22 protein-coding genes, 1 tRNA gene and 1 pseudogene are annotated in these 20530 nt (G+C 49.4%); 12 read left to right on the forward strand and 12 right to left on the reverse strand.

The genetic code is table 11. From position 1 onward, the window contains the following. Nucleotides 1-18 precede the first annotated feature (18 nt). Together NZM01_09495 and menE are read left to right on the forward strand one after the other, a co-directional pair. The gene (locus NZM01_09495) at nt 19-2259 is read left to right on the forward strand and encodes a response regulator (protein ID MCS6960268.1); all 2241 of its coding nucleotides are present in this window, start codon (nt 19-21) and stop codon (nt 2257-2259) included. Next, entirely contained in the window at nt 2246-3658 is a 1413-nt protein-coding gene (menE, locus tag NZM01_09500; GenBank protein ID MCS6960269.1) for an o-succinylbenzoate--CoA ligase, read from the forward strand. Before NZM01_09495 ends, menE begins: the two co-directional genes overlap by 14 nt. Here menE and NZM01_09505 read toward each other — a convergent pair. Further along, a complete protein-coding gene (locus NZM01_09505; protein ID MCS6960270.1) occupies nt 3618-4556 on the reverse strand; it encodes a photosynthesis system II assembly factor Ycf48 in 939 nt (312 codons plus the stop codon). The two genes, menE and NZM01_09505, sit on opposite strands and share 41 nt — an antisense overlap. Before the next feature lie 23 nt (nt 4557-4579). Further along, nucleotides 4580-4906: a rubredoxin gene (locus NZM01_09510; protein MCS6960271.1), complete on the reverse strand. Its 327-nt coding sequence runs from the start codon at nt 4904-4906 to the stop codon at nt 4580-4582. A gap of 80 nt (nt 4907-4986) precedes the next feature. Here NZM01_09510 and NZM01_09515 point away from each other — a divergent pair, with 80 nt between their 5' ends. From NZM01_09515 to NZM01_09525, 3 genes are all read left to right on the forward strand, one after another. After that, complete coding sequence (locus NZM01_09515; GenBank protein MCS6960272.1) at nt 4987-6231, forward strand: tetratricopeptide repeat protein; 1245 nt, start codon at nt 4987-4989, stop codon at nt 6229-6231. Further along, nucleotides 6231-6806 (forward strand): biotin--[acetyl-CoA-carboxylase] ligase, encoded by a 576-nt coding sequence (locus tag NZM01_09520; GenBank protein MCS6960273.1) that lies wholly within the window; start codon nt 6231-6233, stop codon nt 6804-6806. Before NZM01_09515 ends, NZM01_09520 begins: the two co-directional genes overlap by 1 nt. A gap of 419 nt (nt 6807-7225) precedes the next feature. Beyond that, nucleotides 7226-8419 (forward strand): late competence development ComFB family protein, encoded by a 1194-nt coding sequence (locus tag NZM01_09525; GenBank protein MCS6960274.1) that lies wholly within the window; start codon nt 7226-7228, stop codon nt 8417-8419. Here the strand turns inward: NZM01_09525 and NZM01_09530 are convergent. Beyond that, nucleotides 8412-8540 (reverse strand): photosystem II reaction center protein K, encoded by a 129-nt coding sequence (locus NZM01_09530; GenBank protein ID MCS6960275.1) that lies wholly within the window; start codon nt 8538-8540, stop codon nt 8412-8414. The two genes, NZM01_09525 and NZM01_09530, sit on opposite strands and share 8 nt — an antisense overlap. Before the next feature lie 70 nt (nt 8541-8610). On the opposite strand from NZM01_09530, the gene NZM01_09535 reads away from it, so the two are divergent. Genes NZM01_09535 through NZM01_09545 form a run of 3 tightly spaced genes read left to right on the forward strand, consistent with a single transcriptional unit; the run spans nt 8611 to nt 10516 of the window. Then, on the forward strand, nt 8611-9039 hold the full coding sequence (locus tag NZM01_09535) for a hypothetical protein (protein ID MCS6960276.1): 429 nt from the start codon (nt 8611-8613) through the stop codon (nt 9037-9039). A gap of 5 nt (nt 9040-9044) precedes the next feature. Next, nucleotides 9045-10010, forward strand: a complete 966-nt coding sequence (locus NZM01_09540) for a GNAT family N-acetyltransferase (GenBank protein MCS6960277.1) — start codon at nt 9045-9047, stop codon at nt 10008-10010. Between the two features lie 50 nt (nt 10011-10060). Beyond that, nucleotides 10061-10516, forward strand: a complete 456-nt coding sequence (locus tag NZM01_09545; GenBank protein MCS6960278.1) for a transcriptional repressor — start codon at nt 10061-10063, stop codon at nt 10514-10516. Here the strand turns inward: NZM01_09545 and NZM01_09550 are convergent. From NZM01_09550 to NZM01_09565, 4 genes are all read right to left on the reverse strand, one after another. Further along, entirely contained in the window at nt 10513-11529 is a 1017-nt protein-coding gene (locus NZM01_09550; protein MCS6960279.1) for a long-chain acyl-[acyl-carrier-protein] reductase, read from the reverse strand. The two genes, NZM01_09545 and NZM01_09550, sit on opposite strands and share 4 nt — an antisense overlap. Before the next feature lie 4 nt (nt 11530-11533). Further along, complete coding sequence (locus NZM01_09555; GenBank protein ID MCS6960280.1) at nt 11534-12205, reverse strand: aldehyde oxygenase (deformylating); 672 nt, start codon at nt 12203-12205, stop codon at nt 11534-11536. A 276-nt stretch (nt 12206-12481) separates the two neighbouring features. Further along, on the reverse strand, nt 12482-12943 hold the full coding sequence (gene rplI, locus NZM01_09560) for a 50S ribosomal protein L9 (protein ID MCS6960281.1): 462 nt from the start codon (nt 12941-12943) through the stop codon (nt 12482-12484). Between the two features lie 48 nt (nt 12944-12991). Beyond that, on the reverse strand, nt 12992-13372 hold the full coding sequence (locus NZM01_09565; GenBank protein MCS6960282.1) for a DUF2358 domain-containing protein: 381 nt from the start codon (nt 13370-13372) through the stop codon (nt 12992-12994). Between the two features lie 56 nt (nt 13373-13428). On the opposite strand from NZM01_09565, the gene NZM01_09570 reads away from it, so the two are divergent. The 3 genes from NZM01_09570 to NZM01_09580 are packed head-to-tail and all read left to right on the forward strand — an operon-like array spanning nt 13429 to nt 16258. Beyond that, the gene (locus tag NZM01_09570) at nt 13429-14307 is read left to right on the forward strand and encodes an FTR1 family iron permease (GenBank protein ID MCS6960283.1); all 879 of its coding nucleotides are present in this window, start codon (nt 13429-13431) and stop codon (nt 14305-14307) included. A 41-nt stretch (nt 14308-14348) separates the two neighbouring features. After that, nucleotides 14349-15272 (forward strand): methyltransferase domain-containing protein, encoded by a 924-nt coding sequence (locus NZM01_09575; protein ID MCS6960284.1) that lies wholly within the window; start codon nt 14349-14351, stop codon nt 15270-15272. Between the two features lie 20 nt (nt 15273-15292). Beyond that, entirely contained in the window at nt 15293-16258 is a 966-nt protein-coding gene (locus NZM01_09580) for a methylenetetrahydrofolate reductase (protein ID MCS6960285.1), read from the forward strand. Here NZM01_09580 and NZM01_09585 read toward each other — a convergent pair. The 4 genes and pseudogenes from NZM01_09585 to NZM01_09600 all read right to left on the reverse strand — a co-directional run bounded on the left by NZM01_09585 (nt 16169) and on the right by NZM01_09600 (nt 18865). Then, nucleotides 16169-17137, reverse strand: a pseudogene (locus NZM01_09585) (aspartate carbamoyltransferase catalytic subunit). The gene NZM01_09580 and the pseudogene NZM01_09585 sit on opposite strands and share 90 nt — an antisense overlap. After that, entirely contained in the window at nt 17115-17804 is a 690-nt protein-coding gene (locus NZM01_09590) for a helix-turn-helix domain-containing protein (protein MCS6960286.1), read from the reverse strand. The pseudogene NZM01_09585 and the gene NZM01_09590 overlap by 23 nt, the downstream one beginning before the upstream one ends. Then, on the reverse strand, nt 17804-18775 hold the full coding sequence (locus NZM01_09595) for a M48 family metallopeptidase (protein MCS6960287.1): 972 nt from the start codon (nt 18773-18775) through the stop codon (nt 17804-17806). Before NZM01_09595 ends, NZM01_09590 begins: the two co-directional genes overlap by 1 nt. 17 nt (nt 18776-18792) lie before the next feature. After that, a tRNA-Glu gene (locus NZM01_09600) sits at nt 18793-18865 on the reverse strand. A gap of 121 nt (nt 18866-18986) precedes the next feature. Between NZM01_09600 and NZM01_09605 the strand changes: the two genes are divergently transcribed. Further along, nucleotides 18987-19403, forward strand: coding sequence for a hypothetical protein (locus NZM01_09605; GenBank protein MCS6960288.1), 417 nt, complete (start codon nt 18987-18989; stop codon nt 19401-19403). Here NZM01_09605 and NZM01_09610 read toward each other — a convergent pair. Next, a complete protein-coding gene (locus NZM01_09610) occupies nt 19380-20528 on the reverse strand; it encodes a UDP-sulfoquinovose synthase (GenBank protein ID MCS6960289.1) in 1149 nt (382 codons plus the stop codon). The genes NZM01_09605 and NZM01_09610 overlap by 24 nt on opposite strands. Nucleotides 20529-20530: the final 2 nt, after the last annotated feature.

Consider the following 20530-nt stretch of genomic DNA (forward strand, 5'->3'; position numbering starts at 1 on the left):
TAGTCATAAGATAGAACTATGGCACTACATCAGCTTCGGCGCGTGCAACTGATTAATGAGGTGAAACAACTCAAGCAAAGGATTGCCGAGCTAGAACAGGAAAAACAGGACCTAGAACTGCTCCTAGAAACAACGGTCAATCACTCCGATCGGGTAGAGCAACTGCTCTATGAACTCACCCAGCGCCTAGAGCGGGAAATTAAAGAACGGGAGCACGCCGAGGCTGCTTTAGAATTGATTTTAGAAGTCCTGCAGCAGGAAAAGCAGGATTTAGAGATTATCCTGGAAACCATTACTGACCACGGCGATCGGATGGAGCTAGATTTATACAGGAGTACGATCGAGATTGCCCAACAAAACCGCGAACTGTTCCGACGCATTGCTGAAGCTACGCCCCTGGGGATTATTGCCGTACGCCAGAGTGACCAACAAATTATTTACGCCAATAGCACTGCTAGTCGGGAATTGGGCATACCTGCAGATGAAATACTCAATCTCAAACAGACAGAACTATTTGTTGTCCACCCCAACATACCCGTCAATGCCCAGTCCCATGAGACCTACGAATTGCGGATGCGGCGGGGAGACGGCAGTCATTTTTGGGCAGCGGTGACATTTACGGAATTGACCCTGGTCAAGGAACCCACTTACATCACAACGTTCATTGATATTACGGCACGCAAGGAACAGGAAACCCATCTCCATCGTTTAGTGGCACAGAGAACCAGGGAATTGCAGGAAGCAAAAGAAAAGGCAGAGGCAGCCAACCGTGCCAAGAGTCAGTTTCTATCCCAGATGAGCCATGAAATTCGCACTCCTCTGAATGCCATTTTGGGCTTTACTCAGTTATTGACTTTGGATGACAACCTCAATCCTAGCCAAATTGAAACCCTGAAAATCATTCAAAATAGTGGCAATCACCTGTTAAAGCTAGTCAATGAAATTTTGGAACTATCCAAGATTGAAGCAGGGAAAGTAGTCCTAGAGTCTGTGGTATTTGACTTACCCGATCGCCTACACCAAATCTACGAGATGTTTCGCCTGCGGGCAGAGGGCAAGGGCATCCAGCTAAATTGGCAGGTAGATAGTCCCCGCTGGGTGATTGGTGACCCCGACAAACTATCGCAAGTGTTAATCAATTTGGTGGGGAATGCGATTAAGTTTACAGACCAGGGCAGCGTGACTCTCACGGTCAGCCAGGAGGTAAAAAATGACCAGGAGGTAATCCTGCATTTTGCGGTGACCGATACAGGTGCAGGGATTGCTGAAGCAGAACAAAAGCTAATTTTTGAGTCCTTTGGGCAGACCAAAAGGGGACGTAGGTCGGCAGAAGGTACAGGCTTAGGCTTAACTATCTCCCAAAAAATCATCAACCTCATGGGCGGGGAAATCAAAGTAGAGAGCAAATTAGGGGTAGGCAGTCGGTTTTACTTCTCTTTACTATTTCCCGTTGCCACTAGTCAGCCCAGGACAGCAGAGGTGGAGCCTTACTCTAACATAGAAGACTCTAAACAGAGCTATCGCGTTCTCATTGTCGATGATGAACCAACAAATCTTGGCTATCTTTCACGGTTGCTAGAGCGACTGAACTTTCTGGTCAGAGAAGCGGAAGATGGACAGACAGGGCTGAGATTGTGGCAGGAGTGGAAACCCCATATAATTCTGATAGATTGGCGTATGCCCGAGCTAGATGGCCTAGCAATGGTGCGGGAAATTAGAAGGACGGATAAGAAAACACCAATATTGTTACTAACAGCTAGTTCCTATGCAGAAGATGAGGCTGAGATCATAGAAGCGGGTTGCAATGGGTATCTCTTTAAGCCCATAGATAGCAAATTGTTATTGACAGAAATCGATCGATTACTGTTAACTGCCTATCCACCCCAGAGACAGGAGGGGTTACGCCTATTGGTAGCAGAGGATAATCCTGTCAATCAAAAAGTTATTCTACGGATGCTAACTAAACTGGGATATACAGCGGATGTCACAGTCAATGGTATTGCTACCCTAGAGGCGATTGTAAAGAACAGCTATGATTTAGTCTTAATGGATGTAGAGATGCCTGTTTTAGATGGTGTAGCGGTAGCCCAAAGAATAATGAGGGAAATGGAGAATCCGCCTAAGATTGTAGCAATGACTGCCCACCGCGACAGTGAAGAGCGGAATCGATGTTTAGAAGCGGGGATGACAGAATTTATTACCAAGCCCATTTCCTTGGAAGCTTTGAAAAATTTGTTAGAGCGCTATGACCGTAGTTGACCCTCTCTATAGCAGGGCAATTACCACTCCCCAACAGCAGTTTCTCATGACACCTACGGAGAGCTGGACTTATCTAAAAATAGAAAGAACAGTCAATCAAATGATTGCTTACTGTAGTACCCTTGGTATTACAGCGGGGACAAAGGTCGCTATTTTCGCCTATAACCACCCCTACTATTTGTTGTGGGTGCTGGCTTTAACAAGAGTAGGAGCAATCATAATTTTTTGTCACGCCCGTCTCTCTCTCACAGCAGTGATAAGACAGCTAAAAACGATCGGTATCCCTTTTCTTATTACTGACAATGAAGCAACGATCGATGACATTACAACCATCCCCCTCGTCCCCTCTCTAAACCAGAGCCAGACTATGCCGCCCGTTTTAGAGTTAGACAGAGAACACAGTATCTTTTTCTCTTCTGGTACTACAGGGGAGCCAAAGGCAATCTGTTTAACTTTAGCCAATCATTACTACAGTGCCGTTGGCGTCCTATCTCGTCTGCAAGTGGCAAAGAGTGACGGAGCTTGGTTGTTATGTCTACCACTTTTTCACGTGGGAGCCTTGGCAATTCTTTGGCGCTGTCTGTGGGGGGGATTAGCAATTTATTTACACGATCGTTTTGACCCTAGCCAAGTCATCCAAACTGTGCAAAACCATAGGATTGGTTGGGTATCCTTAGTGCCAACCATGCTAGTGCGGATTTTAGACCATCCTCTTTTCCTGGAGAGTTTGTTAGTCTGGCAAAAAATGAGAGGCATTTTAGTGGGGGGTGCACCCCTATCGCCCTGTTTGCAAGACCGTTGTCTAGCATTACAACTACCGATCGTCACCACCTATGGCCTAACGGAAGCGGCTTCTACTGTCACTACCCTCACGGCGACAGAATGGCGAGCACATCCCCACTCAGCAGGGACAGTCATTCCAGGCTTGGCAATGAGCATAGAAGCGGGACAAATTAAAATTAGAGGGCGATCGGTCTTTCTGCGGTATCTACACCAACAGGCAAGGGACGACTGGTTTAATACCAAAGACGTGGGCTACATAGATGGAGATGGTTACCTTGTGGTCTGCGATCGGTCAGACAATTTGATCATCTGCGGGGGAGAAAACATCTATCCCGCTGAAATTGAAAATCTCCTCTCCCGCCATCCGCACATTCAAGATGTCTGTGTTGTAGGAAAGGCAGATAGGGAATGGGGACAGATTCCCGTAGCAATAGTGCAGTCCAAGTATGACCTCTCCCTCCCAGACATTAGAGAATTCTGCCTTGCCCACCACCTTGCCCCTTACAAAATTCCCAAACAATTGTTGAACTGGTCTGCCCTCCCCAAGACAGCCACAGGCAAAACCGATCGTGCTGCTATCTGTAAACTAATAGCTTGCCATCCTGACAGAGAATAAAGCCCCGATCGGGTCTAAAAAAGTCAATGGAATAGAAATTTGCCCCCACATGGCGGACATTTTCCACCCTTTCCCAGGTTTTGCCCCCGTCTTCACTGTAGAGCAGGTGGGAACTCCCCCCCGATGCCCACAGGTGTTGAGCGTCCTGGTAGGCTAAATCCAACATGCCATAGCCTTCCGTTGCCTTTGGGAATAAGGGCTTTTCCCATTCCTCCAGAGTAGCAGGCTTGCTGAACTGAATTTGTCCACCGCGATTGAGCATCCAAATCCGATTGTCCGGACCAAAGCCCATGTTCTGCACGCGGCGGGAGCTGTTGCGATTGTGTTGCGTCCAGGCATCCTCTCCCGGCGACCAGGTGGAGTAGAAATTGCCCTTGGCAGAGACCGCAATATAACGACCATCCGGCGAGCGGTTTAAGTTGCGCACTGCCCCCACCGCCTGTTTAACCAGAGCCTTCCAGGTCCTACCACCATCTTGCGTCCGATAGATGGCACCCAAATCCGTTGCCATTTCCGCACTATTGGCACCCAGAGCAGTGATCATTTGGGGGTCACCGGGCAATTTCGCACTCAGTCCCACCTTACTCCAGGACTTACCACCGTCTAGGGTATGCAGTAGCAGGGCAGGTTTGCCTGCAATCCACCCCTCATCCCCCTGAAAACTAACAGAAACAAATCGATAGAGTCCATCTAACTTCAGGTGACGTTGCTCCCAGGTCAAGCCCCCATCCTTGGTCTCAAATAAACTGGCATCTGTCCCCACCAACCAACCATGTTGCAGCTGTTCATCTTGAAACGTAATGTCCAGTAAGCTCGCTTTGGTCGGTAATTGAATGAGGTACCAATCGGCGGCAAAAACCGCTTTTACCCCCACAACAAATACTAATACAACAGTCAAAACCAGCTGGAAAAATACCTTCATCAGTCCACCGAATAAAAACTCATTAAAAAGAGAAATCCTAATGCCAAGGCACCAAAAATTAGTAAGTTTTTCTGGGCGGGGGTGAGAGAGTTTGCCCCCAAACCATACTTGAGATTCTCAGCAAAGCCAGAAGGTGCGCCACTGACCCCAATATCCTTGAATTGCTGCTTACGCGTGTTACATACAGGACAGCGCCAATCATCGGGCAAATCAGCAAAGGCAGTACCGGCAGGAATACCGCGCTTTTTGTCCCCCGCACTTGGTTCGTAGACATAGCCACAGACAAGGCATTCAAAACGATGATCTGCCTGAGTTGCATCAGCCATAACTAGTTAACCTGTTCCTCCCCTGTAACATTATGCCACGATCGGGGTAAAGTGGATTACAGTATGCCCGCTCTCTTCCCATGAAGACGATCGTTTTGTGTCTGTCCCAACCAGATCAGGTAGACCTATGGCAACGGGCTTTTGCCACTCAGCCCAATATTAGGCTGACGGTTGTACCAGCGGCGGCAGAATTATTAGATTACTTAGAACCTCTGCCTGATTTAATTTTGTTGGACTTGGGGATAAAAGCTACTGATGGCACTACTCTGCAAGCCAGTAATGTGGGTAGGTGCTTGAAAAGCAAAGGTGTAACTAATCGATTAGTGCTTATCAATCTCAAGGAAGAGGGACAAATTAAGGATTTAGAAAAACGGTGGGCACTGCGGCAGGGAGCTGTTGAAGTTTTACCCCGTCTGACCCCTGTTAATCTCCTTGCCCACATGGATATTATTGCCCACCTGTTGCAAATGGACATCGATCGTACTGCTCTACAGCCACTAGCAACTACAGCGAAAGTAGATACAGACATTAGCAGCTTTGGCTCCCTTGATAGCGCTGCTGACTATTACGATCGAGCGCAAACTCGCCTTCAGCAAAATAACTATAGCGGTGCCCTCTACGACATACAGAAAGCCATCGAGCTAGATAATGAAAAAGCAAATTATTACAGCTTACGTGCCCAGATACTATTTCAACAAGGTATTGTTGACCAAGCCCTACTAGATTTAGATGTTGCCTTGAAAATTGACCCCCAATACAAAGAAGCTTACTACTACAAGGGTATTATCCGATCGAGTTTAGGGGAAAATAAAGTAGCAGTCATGGAATTCGATCGGGCAATTAAAATTGACAATCGTTACAGTGCTGCCTACAATGCCAGAGGTCTAGCCAAGTTTCAGACAGGCGATGAACGGGGAGCGCTGCAGGATTACAACTATGCTCTCAAAATTGACCCCAATTTAGCATCTGCTTACAACAACCGCGGTTTATTACTCCAGGCTCAGGGTAACAGCAAAAATGCAATTCAAGACTTCACCAAGGCCATAGAAGTTGACCCTACCTTTGCTGATGCTTACTACAATCGCGGCAACGTTTACAGTGACAGTGGGGAATTTGCCAAAGCAATCGCGGACTACACTGAGGCAATCAAATACAAACCCAACTTCCCCCAGGCCTATGGCAATCGCGGTCTTGCCTATTACGAAATGGACAATATTCGCCAAGCTCTTTTGGATACCCAAGAAGCTGCTAAACTTTTTCAACAGCAGGGGGACATGGAAGGTTATCAGCAAGCCCTCGAGACCTATAAACAGATGAAGAGCTAGTGTTACTAGAATTTGCCGTTGTTGATTCCACAAACACAATCGCTTGGCAGTTAGTAGACCAAGGTTATGGTGACGGCACCGTTATTGTTGCCAAAAGGCAAACAGCGGGGCGGGGGCAGTGGGGCAGAAAATGGGAATCAGAGCCAGGGGGGTTATATTTATCCCTAATTTATGTGCCCAAAGTCAGAATAATTGACCCTGGGATAATCACGATCGGTACAGTTTGGGGCATTGCTCATCAATTGCAAGCATTTGTGCCGGGTTTACGCATCAAACCCCCTAACGATCTGTATGTGGGAAAATGTAAACTAGGGGGGATTTTGACAGAAGCTCGCTGGCATCACCAACAAATCAGTGTAGCGGTAATAGGGGTAGGTATAAACGGGTGGAATTCCGCTCCCCAGGGGGCAATTAGTTTACAGGATTTACAGACAAATATTAGTAACTTAGAACAACTACGGGAGTTAACAGTTGCTGGCATTAACTTAGGTAAAACTCGCTGGGAACAGCCCGATACAAAAGCCCTACAGCAGGATTATCAGGAATTAGTTACTAGTAATAATGTTGTATTCTAATACAGAAATTAACAGCCCTCTAGCCAAAACCCCTGCATAGGGAGTCAGTGTAGCTGGGGGAGATTTTACTAGTACTTCTTCTTCAACTGTCATTTTACAGATGTTTGCTTGGGACACTTAAAGCCCCATCCCAGTGCACTGGTCTACTTTTACACGGTCCCACAGGTAGAAAAACTGTAATGTCTAGTAAGGCTATATCCCTACGGAACCCTTTATTACCCCTGCAGAAACAGATGTGCAATTAGCGGAGAAGCAAGTGAAGCTACCTTACATGCCCCAGGCTTGCCCTGTAGACAGCCCCACTGTCATAACCCCAAAGCCTCCTTGCCCCAAGTTTTCTCAGTACTGCAGTGTGACCGTGATCAACTACCCTCTATCTAACTGAGTGGTATAATGATGCTAGTCCTCTCTTAGCGTAAATGCTAGTCCGTAACACGATCGAGGAGTTTGTCATTGAAGAAGTGCAGAAGCAAGTATCCCCAGAGGAGCGGCGGGATAAATTCTTTGTCAATGAACTAATCGTGACTAGTCTGAATTTGCTCCCTCCTCTCTACGCCTGTACAGAACGGGGCTGGGTGCAACAGCGGCAAAAAATTCAAAGCAGCATGCTAGAACAGATTACCAATGCTGTTCAACTAGCGCGGGCCCAACTCCACCATGATCCTCCCAAATTTCCCCTTCCCCTTACTCTTCATGAAATCCGCCGCTCGGAACACTGCCTATTTCAGTTGCGCCGACTCCTAGACAAACCTGATCTGACCTGGAAAGAACTGCCAGAAGTGCTGGAGAAGAGGATTAGTGACAATCGCAACCGCCATGACTTTGATATAACGGTAATTCAAGAACCAAAGTTACACAACCCTCGCTATGAAGAGGATGTAGAATTCTACTCTTACTACATAACAGCCTCCTATTCTTTCGTTAACGTTTTGGAGGGGTCGGTAATTACAGAAACCCAGCGCCGCATCAAGCAAATGGGTAAGTCCCTAACCCCTGGGATTAAGTTAGATGATATTGTCTGCTATGTCCTGAACCGCCTACCCCCTCAGTATGTCTCCCATCTGCTGAAGTTTCAGGAGAAGTTAGAGCAGACTAACCCTCAAGTCAGTAAGGAAGTACACCAAGGAGTAATTGACTCCTTGATGCGTTTGAATGCCTCCCCTGCCCGTGTCAAAAAACCCCTGCCCCTTGCCCGCTTTGATTACGAATTTCGGCAAGTACTGCCCAAGGTAGAGGCTTTGCTAAAGCCCCCCAAACCCCTTAGTGTCGGCAATATTGTTGACCAAATTGAAGCAGTTCTTCCAAATGCTGAGCGCCTGCAAGGGAAACTTAACCAGCTGCATGTGGAAATCTGTCAGGCCTATGGACTTGATCCCGCAGAGGCAGGCTTGCGCCTTAGATATAACCGCGACGGCTCGATTACTTTTCATAGCGCCCAGGACACAACGGTTTGGGCAATTGCAGAAAAGCCTTCTTTAGCCAGTTACCTAAGCCTACTTCTGTTTCCCCGGTTACCGGGGATTGTCCTCACGGCACCGGGCTTGAACAGCCCCTTGACATTTGCTCGTAGGGAGCTGTTTCAAGAGTTAGCTACGGCAGCAGCGCTTACTTGAACCCAATGGCAGCCTGCCATACAAATGCTAGGAGCAGGAAAAACACCGGAATTACAGGCAGTACGTTAACGATCGGTTCAAACACGCGGTAAGCTTCAGGGAGAGCGGCTAAAAACAACATAAAAAACTCCTTAAATTATTGAATTCATCCTATGATGGAAAGTATATCACTGCAATGTGGATGTATAGCTGTGGGAGCCTTACTTTGTCGCCTAATTTCTGGAGTGTTGCTCTCGCTAGGGGTATTTCTCTGGGCATATCCAGTGGGGGCAACAGTGCCAGTCAAACTCTCTGACCTTTCCTACCGCCCCTGTCCGCCTGGTACAGCAGAAAACATAGTCCTATTTGGAGGCACGATGGCTGCTAAATGCTACCTAATTTCGGGTACGGCTACTAATTCTTCGGGCAAAGTAGTCTACAATGCGGATGTATTTGGGCGTATCTACGATGCTAACGGCAATGATGTCATCCCCGAACGGGGCAGGATTGGCTCCATCGCCGAAATTCCAGTGGGGAAGAGCAGGTTTGAAATCATGGTCAGTGTGCCAGCTGAACAGCCAGAACCGCTGGAACTAAAGCAATTTAAGGCCTCTGGATTTACGGGACGTGTCCGCCGCTAATCTTTATGAACCAAGAGCAGGAAAAGCCCCCCATTATTACTCGTCGCATCCTCCAGGGGGATGTAGAGGCTGTATTTCGCCTGATCGGTGCTCTAGCTGAGTATGAAAAGCTACTCCCAGAATGTACGGGTACTTTGGAGGCTCTAACGGAGCACCTGTTTCAGGAAGATGCATTTATAGAAGCAGTAGTAGCAGAGGAGGAGAACTATCCTGCTGGTATTAGTACTTTCTATTGTCGCTATGAACCCCTGAAAACTCGTCCCATCTTTTTTGTGGAAGACATATTTGTTGAACCTATCTATCGTCGGCGGGGAGTGGGGCGAGCTTTGATGTCTTACTTAGCCCAATTAGCCCTGGGGCGTAGTTGCTCCCGCATGGAATGGCTGGTGCTGGACTGGAATACCCTTGCCCGCAATTTCTATCAGAACCTGCAGGTGGTGCAAATCCTGGAGCACGATCGGATTGCTCGTATCAGTGGCGATGCGTTAAAGTACTTAGCTGGTCAAAGTTTGCCCCCCTTAGTGATTCGGGAAGCTCTCCCGGAGGACTTGCATGCGCTCTGGGAATTATTTGAGGCAAGAGGTGGGGTGACAGGCTCGATCGATAAATTGGAGGAACACCTGTTTGGCTTCATTCCCTATGTCAAGGCGTTGATTGCAGAGAATGCGGGGAGACCGATCGGGATGGCTCTTTACTCCCGTACGTATTCCACATTCGTAACGGCACCGGGGGTGTTTTTGGAAGAACTATTTGTCCTGCCAGAATACCGTGGCTATGGCATTGGTAAGTCTCTTCTGAGCACTTTAGCCCAGCGGACATTGGCAATGAAGGGTGCTCGTTTAGAGCTATATGTCGACATCAGTCAGCCGAAAGTAGTAAATTATTATCAGAAGCTAGGGGCGGCAATCCTGCAGGAGTGGCTCATCTGCCGTGTTGATCAACCCCAGATACAAAAATTAGCTATTAACTGAGCGGTTGCCAGATAGGTTAATATCAAGAAAGGTAGCTTATTGATAATGCCATGGCTCAGTCGATTTACACAGCGGAAGCACTAAAGGCGGAATTGAATTCCAAGGGTTGTCGTATGACTCCCCAACGGGAAAAGATTCTCAAGGCGTTCCAGGAGTTGCCAGAGGGCGAACACCTCAGTGCAGAGGACTTGTATCACAGATTGCAGGCTCAAAATGAAAACATTAGCCTTTCTACCATCTACCGTACGGTGAAGATGATGGCGCGTATGGGCATTCTGCGGGAGCTGGAACTGGCGGAGGACCACAAGCACTATGAGCTAAATCAACCCCGTCCCCACCACCACCATCACCTCATCTGTGTCAAGACCAACAAGGTGATAGAGTTCAAAAATGACCAGGTGCTCAGTATTAGCCAAAAGGTGGCAGAAAAATACGGCTTCCAAGTTCTGGACTGTGAGTTACGCATTGTGGGGATTAGCCCGGAAGGACAACGATCGATTTTCTAAACAATCGGTCTAAAGCCGTGCTTGCGGGAGAGTGCGCCAATTTGCTCCATTTTGGCGAGCGTGATTTGGTTGCGTCCCCAGGAAAAATTGGTGTACCAGCCCTCAAACTCAAGCAGCATAGATTCGGCAAAGCAAGCAAACAGATGGCGGGGGGAGTGGTAGCGGTTGACCCATTTCATGATCTGCCAATCCATGTTTAGGTCATGCTCTACCATACCGCCGTTAATGACTTGTACATCAGGTACCTGAATCTTGTTGGCTAGGTTTTTGGGATACCCCCCGTCAATGAGAAGGGACGGTCTTTTGAGTATGTCAGGACTAATTTCCATCCCCTTGGCCATACTTGCCACCCATACAACAATGTCAGACTGGGGCAGTGCTTCCTCGATCGTCATGATCTTGCCCCTACCCAAACTCTCTTGGAGAGACTGCAAGCGTTCCTGATTGCGGGCAACCAAGATTAACTCCCGAACGGGGGTACGAGCATTTAGCCACCGACAGACAGCACTGCCAATATCTCCCGTTGCCCCACACACTGTTACTGTTGCCTTGGCGAGGTCGATACCGTATTTCTGTGCTCCTTCTTCTACCTGGCGACAGATAATGTAAGCAGTGTGGGTATTGCCTGTGGTAAAGCGTTCCACCTCCAGTTTGATATTGCGGAAATGGAGCATTTCCATGAGGTTAAAGTTTTCAAAAATAATGGAAGAGAATCCCCCCAAGGCAGTGATGTTAATGCCCTGCTTTTGAGCGTGGGCCATAGCATTGAGGACTTTGCGGGTGGCAGCTTTGAACTTCTTGAGCAGGAGCATTTCCGGGAGAAAGCAGGATTCCACATACTTGCCCACGATCGTTTTCCCCGTAATGCTTTTCACCGTTATGTCTGCCACAATCTGGGGCGGAGCAACACACCAAAAGTCCAAGTCCTGTTGGGCATACTCGTCGTAACCCAATTCCCGCGCTACCTCCTGGGCATGGGCGAGACTAGTGAGATGACCAATTAAGCCAAACATAAACCTATGCTAGACCGTAGGCTGCCATCTTCATAATTTCTCTGGTGGAGAAACCAATGTTACCAAGGGTTTCACTGTACTGGGTCATGAAATCTGCCATTAATTCCTCCCGTTCCATGCCCAGGGTGCGGGCATCCTCTGTAACTTGATTGAGCATTTTCCACACCAGGGGCAGGTTCTGGCGGTTAGCCGTTTCTATGTCTGCTTTCACGGCGGCAAAGTTAGCTCGGAGCCACTCCTCGCCAAAATTGAGGTGTAAGTACTCATCCTTGACTACACCCTCTGTTATCTTGCGGGCAAAGGGGTCTGCCACAGGAATGTAAATGTTGTAGGCGGCAATAGCAAAACATTCGATAATCAGAGACTGAATGACTAAGCAAGGGACTAAGTTACCGTGCTGTAGTGCTGCGTCAAAGTTTTGCTTCAGTTCTGCGAAAAATCGGCGGGCATAGTCCATATCAGGGATAACTTCTAAGTTTTTGCCACAGGCAGTAAATCCCTTCTTATGCCGCTCTTCCATCTTGGCAAGTTTGTGTAGGTCTTCCGCGTGAGTGGGTAGCAGTTGCGTCAGAGCCAGATAGTTGTCATGTGCCTCCTGTTCCCCTTCGATGACAATGGCATTGATGCGACTGTAAGCATCTTTGTAGGCGGGGCACTGGTAATTGATAGCTATCATCCTAGGGTGGGAGAATTCATATCGTGTTGTAAATAATTGTAAGGCAATAGCTCACCTTGTTCGCACATTAAAATAGCCCCCCGCGGGGGCTTGGCGATTAGAGGACATCCAGGCAGTAGTTTAACTCCTAGGAGTAACTACAGTGACCTGATGCCCCATGCGTTTACCACATTTACTACTGTCTGGCACGGGCATCACCTCCTTCTTCCTAAACGGCTAACCTCTAAGGTTTCTATTCCAGCCTACTCTACCCTAACCCATTCGTCAAGGGGCAATTTATTCGGGTAGGACTTGCAGTTTGATAGTGGCGCTAACTTCACTGTGGAGTTTGATGGTCACGTCATAGGTACCGACTGTCTTGATTTCTGGCATAGTGATTTCCCGCCGATCGACACTCTGGTTGGTGCGGGCTTGAATGAGTTCTGCCACTTCTGCGGCTGTCACGGTGCCAAAGAGGGTATTGTTCTCCCCAGCTTTTTTCTTGATGATGTAGCCCCCGATCGTGGTGATGGCATCTCTCATCCGTTCTGCGGCTTGGCGGAGTTCCAGTTGCCGTTGTCTTTCCTTTTCCTTGCGCCGTTCTACTTCTTTGATCACGCCGGGGGTAGCCAGAATAGCTAAGCCTTGGGGGAGTAGATAGTTGCGGGCATAACCGGGGGCGACTCTAACTAGGTCACCGACTTTGCCGACCTTGCTCACATCTTTGGTCAGCATGACTTGCACATCGCGTTTAGACATAGAGGTATGAGTATCTGCAGATTTTTAATTATAGGCAGTTCTTAGGATTTAGGCGAGGCGAAAATGTTGTCGAATTACATCCCATTTGCTGCAGTGCCAGTAGTCGTAGTGGGCGCAGATTTTTTCTTCGCCATTGAGTTTTAGTTCTGTCCAGCCGGAAACACTTATGGGAGGTCGCCAGGGCAAGGGAGCACGCCAACTCATAGTCCAGGTAGTTTTGATCGTGTCCCCTACCCGATCGATGCTATGCAATTCCAACTTTAGGTCCCGAAACCAGGTGGTGATGAATTTAATCATGTCCTGGTAACGATCGATGCCGTGGAAGTCGTAAACGGGGTCACGGAAATGGACATCTTCGGCATAGATGCTGTAGGTTTGTGCCTGGGGAAACCGAGCATAGTCCTGTCTGATGATTTCTAGCAAATCCATGGGTGTTGTCGGGAATTTTTCCTATAATTGTATGTGCTCCAGTACTACTCCCAGGTATGGATTTTGCGCCTGCACTACCTGTTTTCCTCATCACCCTCAGGGAAGGTTTAGAAGCTACTTTGGTGATTGGTATTGTCCTGGCTTATTTGGCAAAATTGGGGGCAAAACGGCTCTTCCCATCGGTCTATTTTGGCATCGGTACTGGCATTGCTGTCAGCATTTTCCTGGGATTTTTAATTACCTATAGCCTCGATCGGGTCGGTCTTTCCCGGTGGGAATATGGGGTGGTAGCCAAATATTTTTTAGAAGCGGGGGTGGCAGTGATAGCGATCGGTTTGTTGACCTGGATGTTGTTGTGGATGACACAAACTGCCAAGGGTCTGAAAACAGAAATTGAAACATCAGTAGGGGTAGCAGTGGCAACAGGGACAGGTATTTTTAGCCTGGTTTTTGTTGATGTCCTGCGAGAGGGGGTGGAAACAGCTCTGTTTATCGGGGCACAGGCACAGCGGGATGGGGTAACTCTAGTGGGAGCAATAGCCGGGGTGGTGGGGGCTGGACTGCTGGGCTGGCTAATTTTCCAGGGGGGAGTCAAACTCAATCTCAAACTTTTCTTCCGGCTCATGGGTGTGGTCTTACTCCTGATTGTCGGTGGCTTAGTCATTACTGCTTTGCGCAAGGTGGAGTTAGGAATGGAGTCTTGGAGTCAGCTTGCCCCTGCAGTACGGTCCTGGTGCGCTGGTAAATCCTCCTGTCTGTTAGGGGAGCAAGTGTGGGATCTATCTGCTATCTTGCCCGATCGGCAATTTCCCGGTCTCCTCCTCAAGACTCTCCTGGGCTATCGGGATAAACTCTACCTGGGGCAGGCGATCGGTTACCTTACCTTCCTCCTACCCGTAGGCTGGCTCTACTGGCGTAAACTAGAGGGCAAATAGGGGTAAGTATAATAGACAACAATGTAACATTATGTAAAGTTATGGATTGGACAGTAGGTACGTTAGGTTTGGGTTTGGGAGCCATTGGGGTTTATTTGGCGTCGGCGCGCCCCTACAAATCCAAGGAATCGGTGGCAAACTCCTACGACGAATGGACAGAGGACGGGATATTAGAGTTTTACTGGGGTGAGCACATTCATTTGGGGCACTATGGCGATCCCCCTGTTGCCAAGGATTTCATCCAAGCCAAGGTAGACTTTGTCCACGAGATGGTCAAATGGGGAAATTTGCCTAGGGGGGGTAAGCTCCTAGATGTGGGTTGTGGTATTGGGGGCAGTAGTCGCATTCTGGCACGGGATTACGGCTATGAGGTAACGGGCATTAGTATCAGTCCCAAGCAGATTGCGCGGGCCAAGGAACTGACTCCCCCTGACTTATCTGTGCAATTTGTGGTGGATGATGCCATGGCTATGTCTTTTCCTGATAACACCTTTGATGTGGTGTGGTGTATTGAAGCGGGCCCCCACATGCCAGACAAACAACAATTTGCACGGGAATTGATGCGGGTGTTAAAACCAGGGGGGGTACTGGTAGTAGCGGACTGGAATCAAAGGGACGACCGGCAAGTTCCCCTGCACTGGTGGGAGCAAGTGGTCATGCGTCAACTACTAGATCAGTGGTCGCACCCAGCTTTTGCTAGTATTGAAGGATTCGCAGAAGCATTGCAAGCAACAGGGATGGTCGCAGGGGAAGTAATTACCGCGGACTGGACGGCGGCAACCCTACCCTCTTGGTGGGAATCCGTGTGGCAGGGGGTAGCGCGTCCGGAGGGGCTGCTCAAGTTTGGCGTACCTGGGTTCATCAAGGCAATGCGGGAAGTGCCCACAATGCTGTTGATGTGGTTGGGCTTTGGCTCTGGTCTCTGTCGCTTCGGCATGTTTCGTGCCCAAAAGAAGTTGAACTAGCCTAAGGAGTGCAGGATAGGATGGGGGTACTAGCCGATGCCATTCAGCGGGGGGAGTTTCTGGTCACAGCGGAGATTTCCCCCCCCAAGGGTACAGATGTGTCGGCGATGCTGTCCCATGCAAAGGCGCTCCAAGGTTTAGTGCACGCAGTCAATGTCACAGATGGCAGTCGGGCAGTGATGGCGATGAGTCCTCTGGCAGCAGCAGTCCTGATCCAGCAACAGACGGGCTTGGAAGTGATTTGTCAAATGGCTTGTCGCGATCGCAATCGCCTTGCTCTCCAGGGAGATTTGCTGGGAGCCAGTGCCCTCGGCATCCGCAATATTCTGGCTCTAACAGGCGATCCCGTCACAGCAGGCGACCAGCCTGAGGCTAAACCTGTGTTTGATTACGAATCTGTGCGCCTCCTCCGCTTAATTGCTAAGTTGAATGGGGGCAAGGATGCTAACGATCGGGACTTACCCCAAGGGGGGACGAATTTCCTAGCGGGAGCAGCTGTTGACCCCCAATCCCCTAGTTGGTCGGGACTAAAAACTAGATTTTGTCGCAAGTTAGAGGCGGGAGCGCAATTCTTCCAGAGCCAGTTGGTTACGGACTTCGATCGTTTAGCTAAATTCATGGCGGAAATTGCTTCCCTGGGGGATAAACCTGTCCTAGCGGGTATTTTTCTCCTTAAATCTGCCAAAAACGCCCAGTTTATCAACAAATATGTTCCAGGTGTGCACATACCAGACCACATTATTAAGCGCTTAGCCCAAGCTGCCGACCCCCTGGATATGGGCATAACGATCGCGGCGGAACAGATTCAACAAGCCCGTACCCTCTGTCAGGGAGTCCACGTCATGGCGGTCAAGGCGGAACACCTAATTCCGGAAATCCTCCGTCGTGCTGGTGTAGGTGCCCATCAAATACAGGACTGCCATACGCACTGCTACCCCGTTAGTCACCTGGTGGCTAATCAAACTGAGGCGGGGGTCGTCCATTAAATCGGAACTGATTTCTACACCACGATTGACAGGACCAGGGTGTAATACCCGTACCTGGGGACTACAAATTGCTAGCCTCTCCCTGGTGATACCGAATTGCTGGTGGTATTCCCGCAGACTGGGCAGTAAATTTTGTGCCATTCTCTCTGTTTGCAGTCGCAGGGTAATCACAAAGTCCGCTCCCTCTAAGGCTTTGTCTAGGGTATAGTTCACAGTCACACCCAACTCCTGGAATTGCCAAGGCAGTAGGGTTGCAGGTCCGCCTAGGTGTACTTCTGCTCCGTTAGTCAACAAACTACAGATATTCGATCGGGCAACGCGGGAATGCAAAATATCCCCCACGATAGCGACTTTTTTCCCTGCCAGAGCTTTAGCCTGGGGCATATCAGGTTGCAGGTAGGCACACATAGTAAAGAGGTCGAGGAGAGCCTGGGTGGGGTGTTGGTGCTTACCGTCCCCTGCGTTGAGGATGTGGACATTGCCACTGAGGTAATCCATGTCCCTGGCAATTAGGTCAGGTACCCCGGCGTGTTGATGGCGGATGACCATGATGTCTGTTCCCATAGCCAAAAACGTGCGGGCAGTGTCCAGGATTGTCTCCCCTTTTACCAGAGCCGAGGTGCTAGGGCTAAAGTTGAGGGTATCAGCGGACAGGCGTTTGGCTGCTAATTCAAAGCTGTTGCGGGTGCGGGTAGATGGTTCAAAGAACAGGTGAGCAACCACTTTCCCCTGCAGGGTGGGTACCTTCTTAGTGCGGCGGGACAGCACTTCGCGGAAGGAATTAGCTGTTTGTAGAATTAATTCGTACTCCTCCTGGCGAAAGTCCGCCAGGGAAATTAAGTGCTTACGCTGCCAACTATAGGCTGTAGACTCTGCCATTGAGCAGAATGTAAGTGATCCCCTTCTGCCTTAGTTTATCCTGGGCTGCCCGTAGCAGGTGACCTGGCATTTTAATAATTCGTTGCTGAGGCGTGGAAAACCGCCGCGCTAGGCGATGGTTGCGGAAGATAGGTAAAGTGGGGCGCTGTTCCTGCCCTGGGGGTAACTGCCCTAACTCGCGGAAGTCCTTGAGGGGACGGGTGACAATCTCTGCCGACCGATCGACCACCAAGTAACAGACTTCTGGCGCTCCTAGTTCCGACAGGGGCAGTATAGTCAAAGTGGTGGGGAGGAAAATATCATCGATCGGTTCCTCTTCCTCCAACTCCTCCTCTTCTTCTAGGTCACTATCATCTTCAAAGTCATCCCCCACCAACTCCTCCGTCAGCTCGATCGGGGCAATATCTTCCACCTGGTCAGGGGCTATTATTTCTTCAACAATTGTTGTGGTTGCCTTTTCCTCCACTGGCGGCATGATAGATAACTGTTTTGCCTGTCGCCCTGCCCGTTTACTTTGAATTAGGTCTGCCTCCTTGCCCTCCTTGATCACCCGCGCGATCGTGCTAATACTCACGCCAAACCGTTCTGCCAAGTCCGCGTTGGACATCTGGCTATACAAGCGCAAAATCTCCTGTTTCTGAGCGGGGGTCAACTTGGTCGGAGCCATTACTGCAGTCCCTTGATCCGATCGATTTCTGCTTGCAGTTCCTCAATTTGTTTGCGCAATTGGGCTGCCGTCTCCTTGCTAGCTTCATCAGTAGCTGCCCCATTGGACACATCCACCGCTCCCGCCGCCGTAGTCTTATAGTCACCCCGCAGAATTTGGGCATATTCTACCGACCGCGACCACTCTGCCAGATAACTGAGACGCTCCACAGGGAAGGGATGACTCGACATAGACAGTAGTCCATTATAGAACAGCAACTTGTAGACTTGGTTTAACCCATCCGTATCTAAGCCCTGGTACTGTTCCGCCTGGCGCTTAAATTCAATCAAGCTAAGTTCATGGGCAAACCTCTGGCTACCACCCGCCACCTTCATCATCGTCCGCTGCACCGTCTCCAGCTCATCCATCACTAGCAGAGCTGCCCGATCGGCAGATAGCTCCGCTTTGCGCCGCCACTCATAAAATGCCAACAACAGTCCCAAGCTCACCACCTGCCCTAAACCAAGGGTTGCCTGGGAGATAGTGGAGATAATCTGCATTGCCCAGCTGCCCATGAGGATCAGCGTAGTGTGTTCACACTTGATATGCCCCAGCTCGTGGGCGAGGACTGTTTTAATCTCCTCCTCCGTCAAGACATCCAGCAGTGCGGAGTTAACCACAATGTAGGGTTTCTCCTTGCCGAGGGAATAGCTATTGACGACAGGGCTTTGGGCAACAAACAGGTCCGGCTCAGGACTGACATCTAAACTGGCAACACAATCGCGAAACATTTGGTAAAGAGTGGCATACTGCCTTGGTCCCACCTGCACATAATTACCCAGGTTGAAAATAAACTGCGGGCGTTCGGAAAAATACTCAATGAACTTCCTAGCTAATAGGTCAAAGCCAGGGACACTGCGCAATGCCTGCTCTGCCTGCCGATCGAGGGGGTGGCGAAACGCCTCACTGGAAATACCTGGATAACGTGCCATGAATTACCTCCACCTCATACCCCCAACGGGATTCGAACCCGTGTCGCATCCGTGAAAGGGATGTGTCCTAGGCCTCTAGACGATGGGGGCTTGCTGACCACGCCTATCCACGATAGCATAACTGCTTTTGCAAATGCAACATTTGCTTAAACTTTATTTCAGGGGTCAGGTTTTATCATAGTGGGTGCTCACATTCAGACTATGTAGATAGATGAACGCTATCGAGAAAGTTGCTTCCATTGAACTAGCGAGCAAGATTGCGACAGTAGTCAATCTCTTTCGCCAACAATTTCCCGCTGCCCGCGTAGACCTAAGCCCCTGGACAAATGACCCTGAGACCAGACGCAACCTCGACCCCGACTCGATCGATTTTAGTTTTTCCTTCCCTGGGGTAAATCGCCAAGTCTCTAGTCGCTGTATTCTGGTGCAGTTACGATTTCAAGGGGACACCCTCATTGGCATTGATGCGGTGGGGTTTGGCTATCAAGGGAAGCAGTGGAGTTTTTCTACCATTGGCGACTGGGAATATGTAGGCACGCAGCTACCTGCTGCTCCCCTAGCCGATCGGTTTAAGCAATTTTGCCGCGATGTCTACAGTCTATTTTTAGCGCCAGGTGACCTTGGGTAGGATTTGCTTTTGGTCGACGCGGTGCTGGTATTTAATGGCAAAGTTCAAGAGGGAGTCTAGGAGAGCCTCTGAGAGGTAGTGGGGTTGTAGGCCCAGGTCAATGAGCTTGGTGTTTTTGGCGTTGTAGTAGTGCTCTTCCAGTTCCACGCGGGGGTTGGGCAGATGGTTGATCTGCGCTTTGATCCCCAGGGTTTGAGCTGCTTTTACTACCATTTCCGCCAACTGCAGCACATTAAACTGCTCTGTGAATTGGTTAAATACCCGAAACTGACCCCGCTCGGCGGGATTTGCCACCGCCAGTTCTACACAACGCACTGTGTCGCGAATATCCAGGAAGCCCCTGGTCTGTCCCCCCTTGCCGTAGACTGTCAATGGATGCCCAATCGCGGCTTGAATACAGAACCGATTCAAGGCTGTACCAAATACGCCATCGTAGTCTAGGCGGTTGATTAGGATTTCATCCATGCCCGTTTCTTCCGTGAGGACACCATAGACCACCCCTTGGTTCAAATCCGTCGCCCGCAAGCCCCAAATGCGGCAGGCAAAGTGGATGTTATGGCTGTCATGCACCTTGCTCAGGTGGTAAAAACTACCAGGCTGCTTGGGATAGGGGAGAGTATCCCTGCGTCCATTGTGCTCGATCGTGATGTATCCCTCTTCGATGTCGATATTGGGCGTGCCGTACTCCCCCATTGTCCCCAATTTGACTAGGTGACAGTCTGGCGTAATTTCCTTGATGGCGTAGAGGATGTTCAGGGTACCAACAATGTTATTTACCTGGGTCATGACAGCGTGTTCCCGGTCAATCATGGAGTAGGGGGCAGACCGTTGTTCGCCAAAATGTACAACTGCTTCGGGGCTAAATTCCTTAAATACCCGACTAACAAAGCTGTAATCCTGAATATCTCCCTGGTAGAAGGGGATCACCTTGCCTGTAATTTCCTGCCAGCGTTGCAGGCGTTGCCTAATAGGAGCAATGGGTGTGAGAGTATCCACCCCCAATTCAATGTCCCAATAGCGCCGAATTAAATTGTCAACGATCGCTACCTCATAGCCCCGGTTAGATAAATAAAGCGCTGTCGCCCAGCCACAGTAACCGTCACCACCTACTACTAAAACTCTCATGT

This window comes from Pseudanabaenaceae cyanobacterium SKYG29 (assembly GCA_025055675.1).
Taxonomy (GTDB): Bacteria; Cyanobacteriota; Cyanobacteriia; order Pseudanabaenales; family Pseudanabaenaceae; genus M5B4.

Coding starts and splice junctions, on each gene's coding strand:
- NZM01_09495 (MCS6960268.1), top strand. CDS start 19: ATGGCACTACATCAGCTTCGGCGCGTGCAACTGATTAATGAGGTGAAA.
- menE (MCS6960269.1), top strand. CDS start 2,246: ATGACCGTAGTTGACCCTCTCTATAGCAGGGCAATTACCACTCCCCAA.
- NZM01_09510 (MCS6960271.1), bottom strand. CDS start 4,906: ATGGCTGATGCAACTCAGGCAGATCATCGTTTTGAATGCCTTGTCTGT.
- NZM01_09515 (MCS6960272.1), top strand. CDS start 4,987: ATGAAGACGATCGTTTTGTGTCTGTCCCAACCAGATCAGGTAGACCTA.
- NZM01_09525 (MCS6960274.1), top strand. CDS start 7,226: ATGCTAGTCCGTAACACGATCGAGGAGTTTGTCATTGAAGAAGTGCAG.
- NZM01_09530 (MCS6960275.1), bottom strand. CDS start 8,540: ATGTTGTTTTTAGCCGCTCTCCCTGAAGCTTACCGCGTGTTTGAACCG.
- NZM01_09540 (MCS6960277.1), top strand. CDS start 9,045: ATGAACCAAGAGCAGGAAAAGCCCCCCATTATTACTCGTCGCATCCTC.
- NZM01_09545 (MCS6960278.1), top strand. CDS start 10,061: ATGGCTCAGTCGATTTACACAGCGGAAGCACTAAAGGCGGAATTGAAT.
- NZM01_09550 (MCS6960279.1), bottom strand. CDS start 11,529: ATGTTTGGCTTAATTGGTCATCTCACTAGTCTCGCCCATGCCCAGGAG.
- NZM01_09555 (MCS6960280.1), bottom strand. CDS start 12,205: ATGATAGCTATCAATTACCAGTGCCCCGCCTACAAAGATGCTTACAGT.
- rplI (MCS6960281.1), bottom strand. CDS start 12,943: ATGTCTAAACGCGATGTGCAAGTCATGCTGACCAAAGATGTGAGCAAG.
- NZM01_09565 (MCS6960282.1), bottom strand. CDS start 13,372: ATGGATTTGCTAGAAATCATCAGACAGGACTATGCTCGGTTTCCCCAG.
- NZM01_09570 (MCS6960283.1), top strand. CDS start 13,429: ATGGATTTTGCGCCTGCACTACCTGTTTTCCTCATCACCCTCAGGGAA.
- NZM01_09575 (MCS6960284.1), top strand. CDS start 14,349: ATGGATTGGACAGTAGGTACGTTAGGTTTGGGTTTGGGAGCCATTGGG.
- NZM01_09580 (MCS6960285.1), top strand. CDS start 15,293: ATGGGGGTACTAGCCGATGCCATTCAGCGGGGGGAGTTTCTGGTCACA.
- NZM01_09590 (MCS6960286.1), bottom strand. CDS start 17,804: ATGGCTCCGACCAAGTTGACCCCCGCTCAGAAACAGGAGATTTTGCGC.
- NZM01_09595 (MCS6960287.1), bottom strand. CDS start 18,775: ATGGCACGTTATCCAGGTATTTCCAGTGAGGCGTTTCGCCACCCCCTC.
- NZM01_09605 (MCS6960288.1), top strand. CDS start 18,987: ATGAACGCTATCGAGAAAGTTGCTTCCATTGAACTAGCGAGCAAGATT.
- NZM01_09610 (MCS6960289.1), bottom strand. CDS start 20,528: ATGAGAGTTTTAGTAGTAGGTGGTGACGGTTACTGTGGCTGGGCGACA.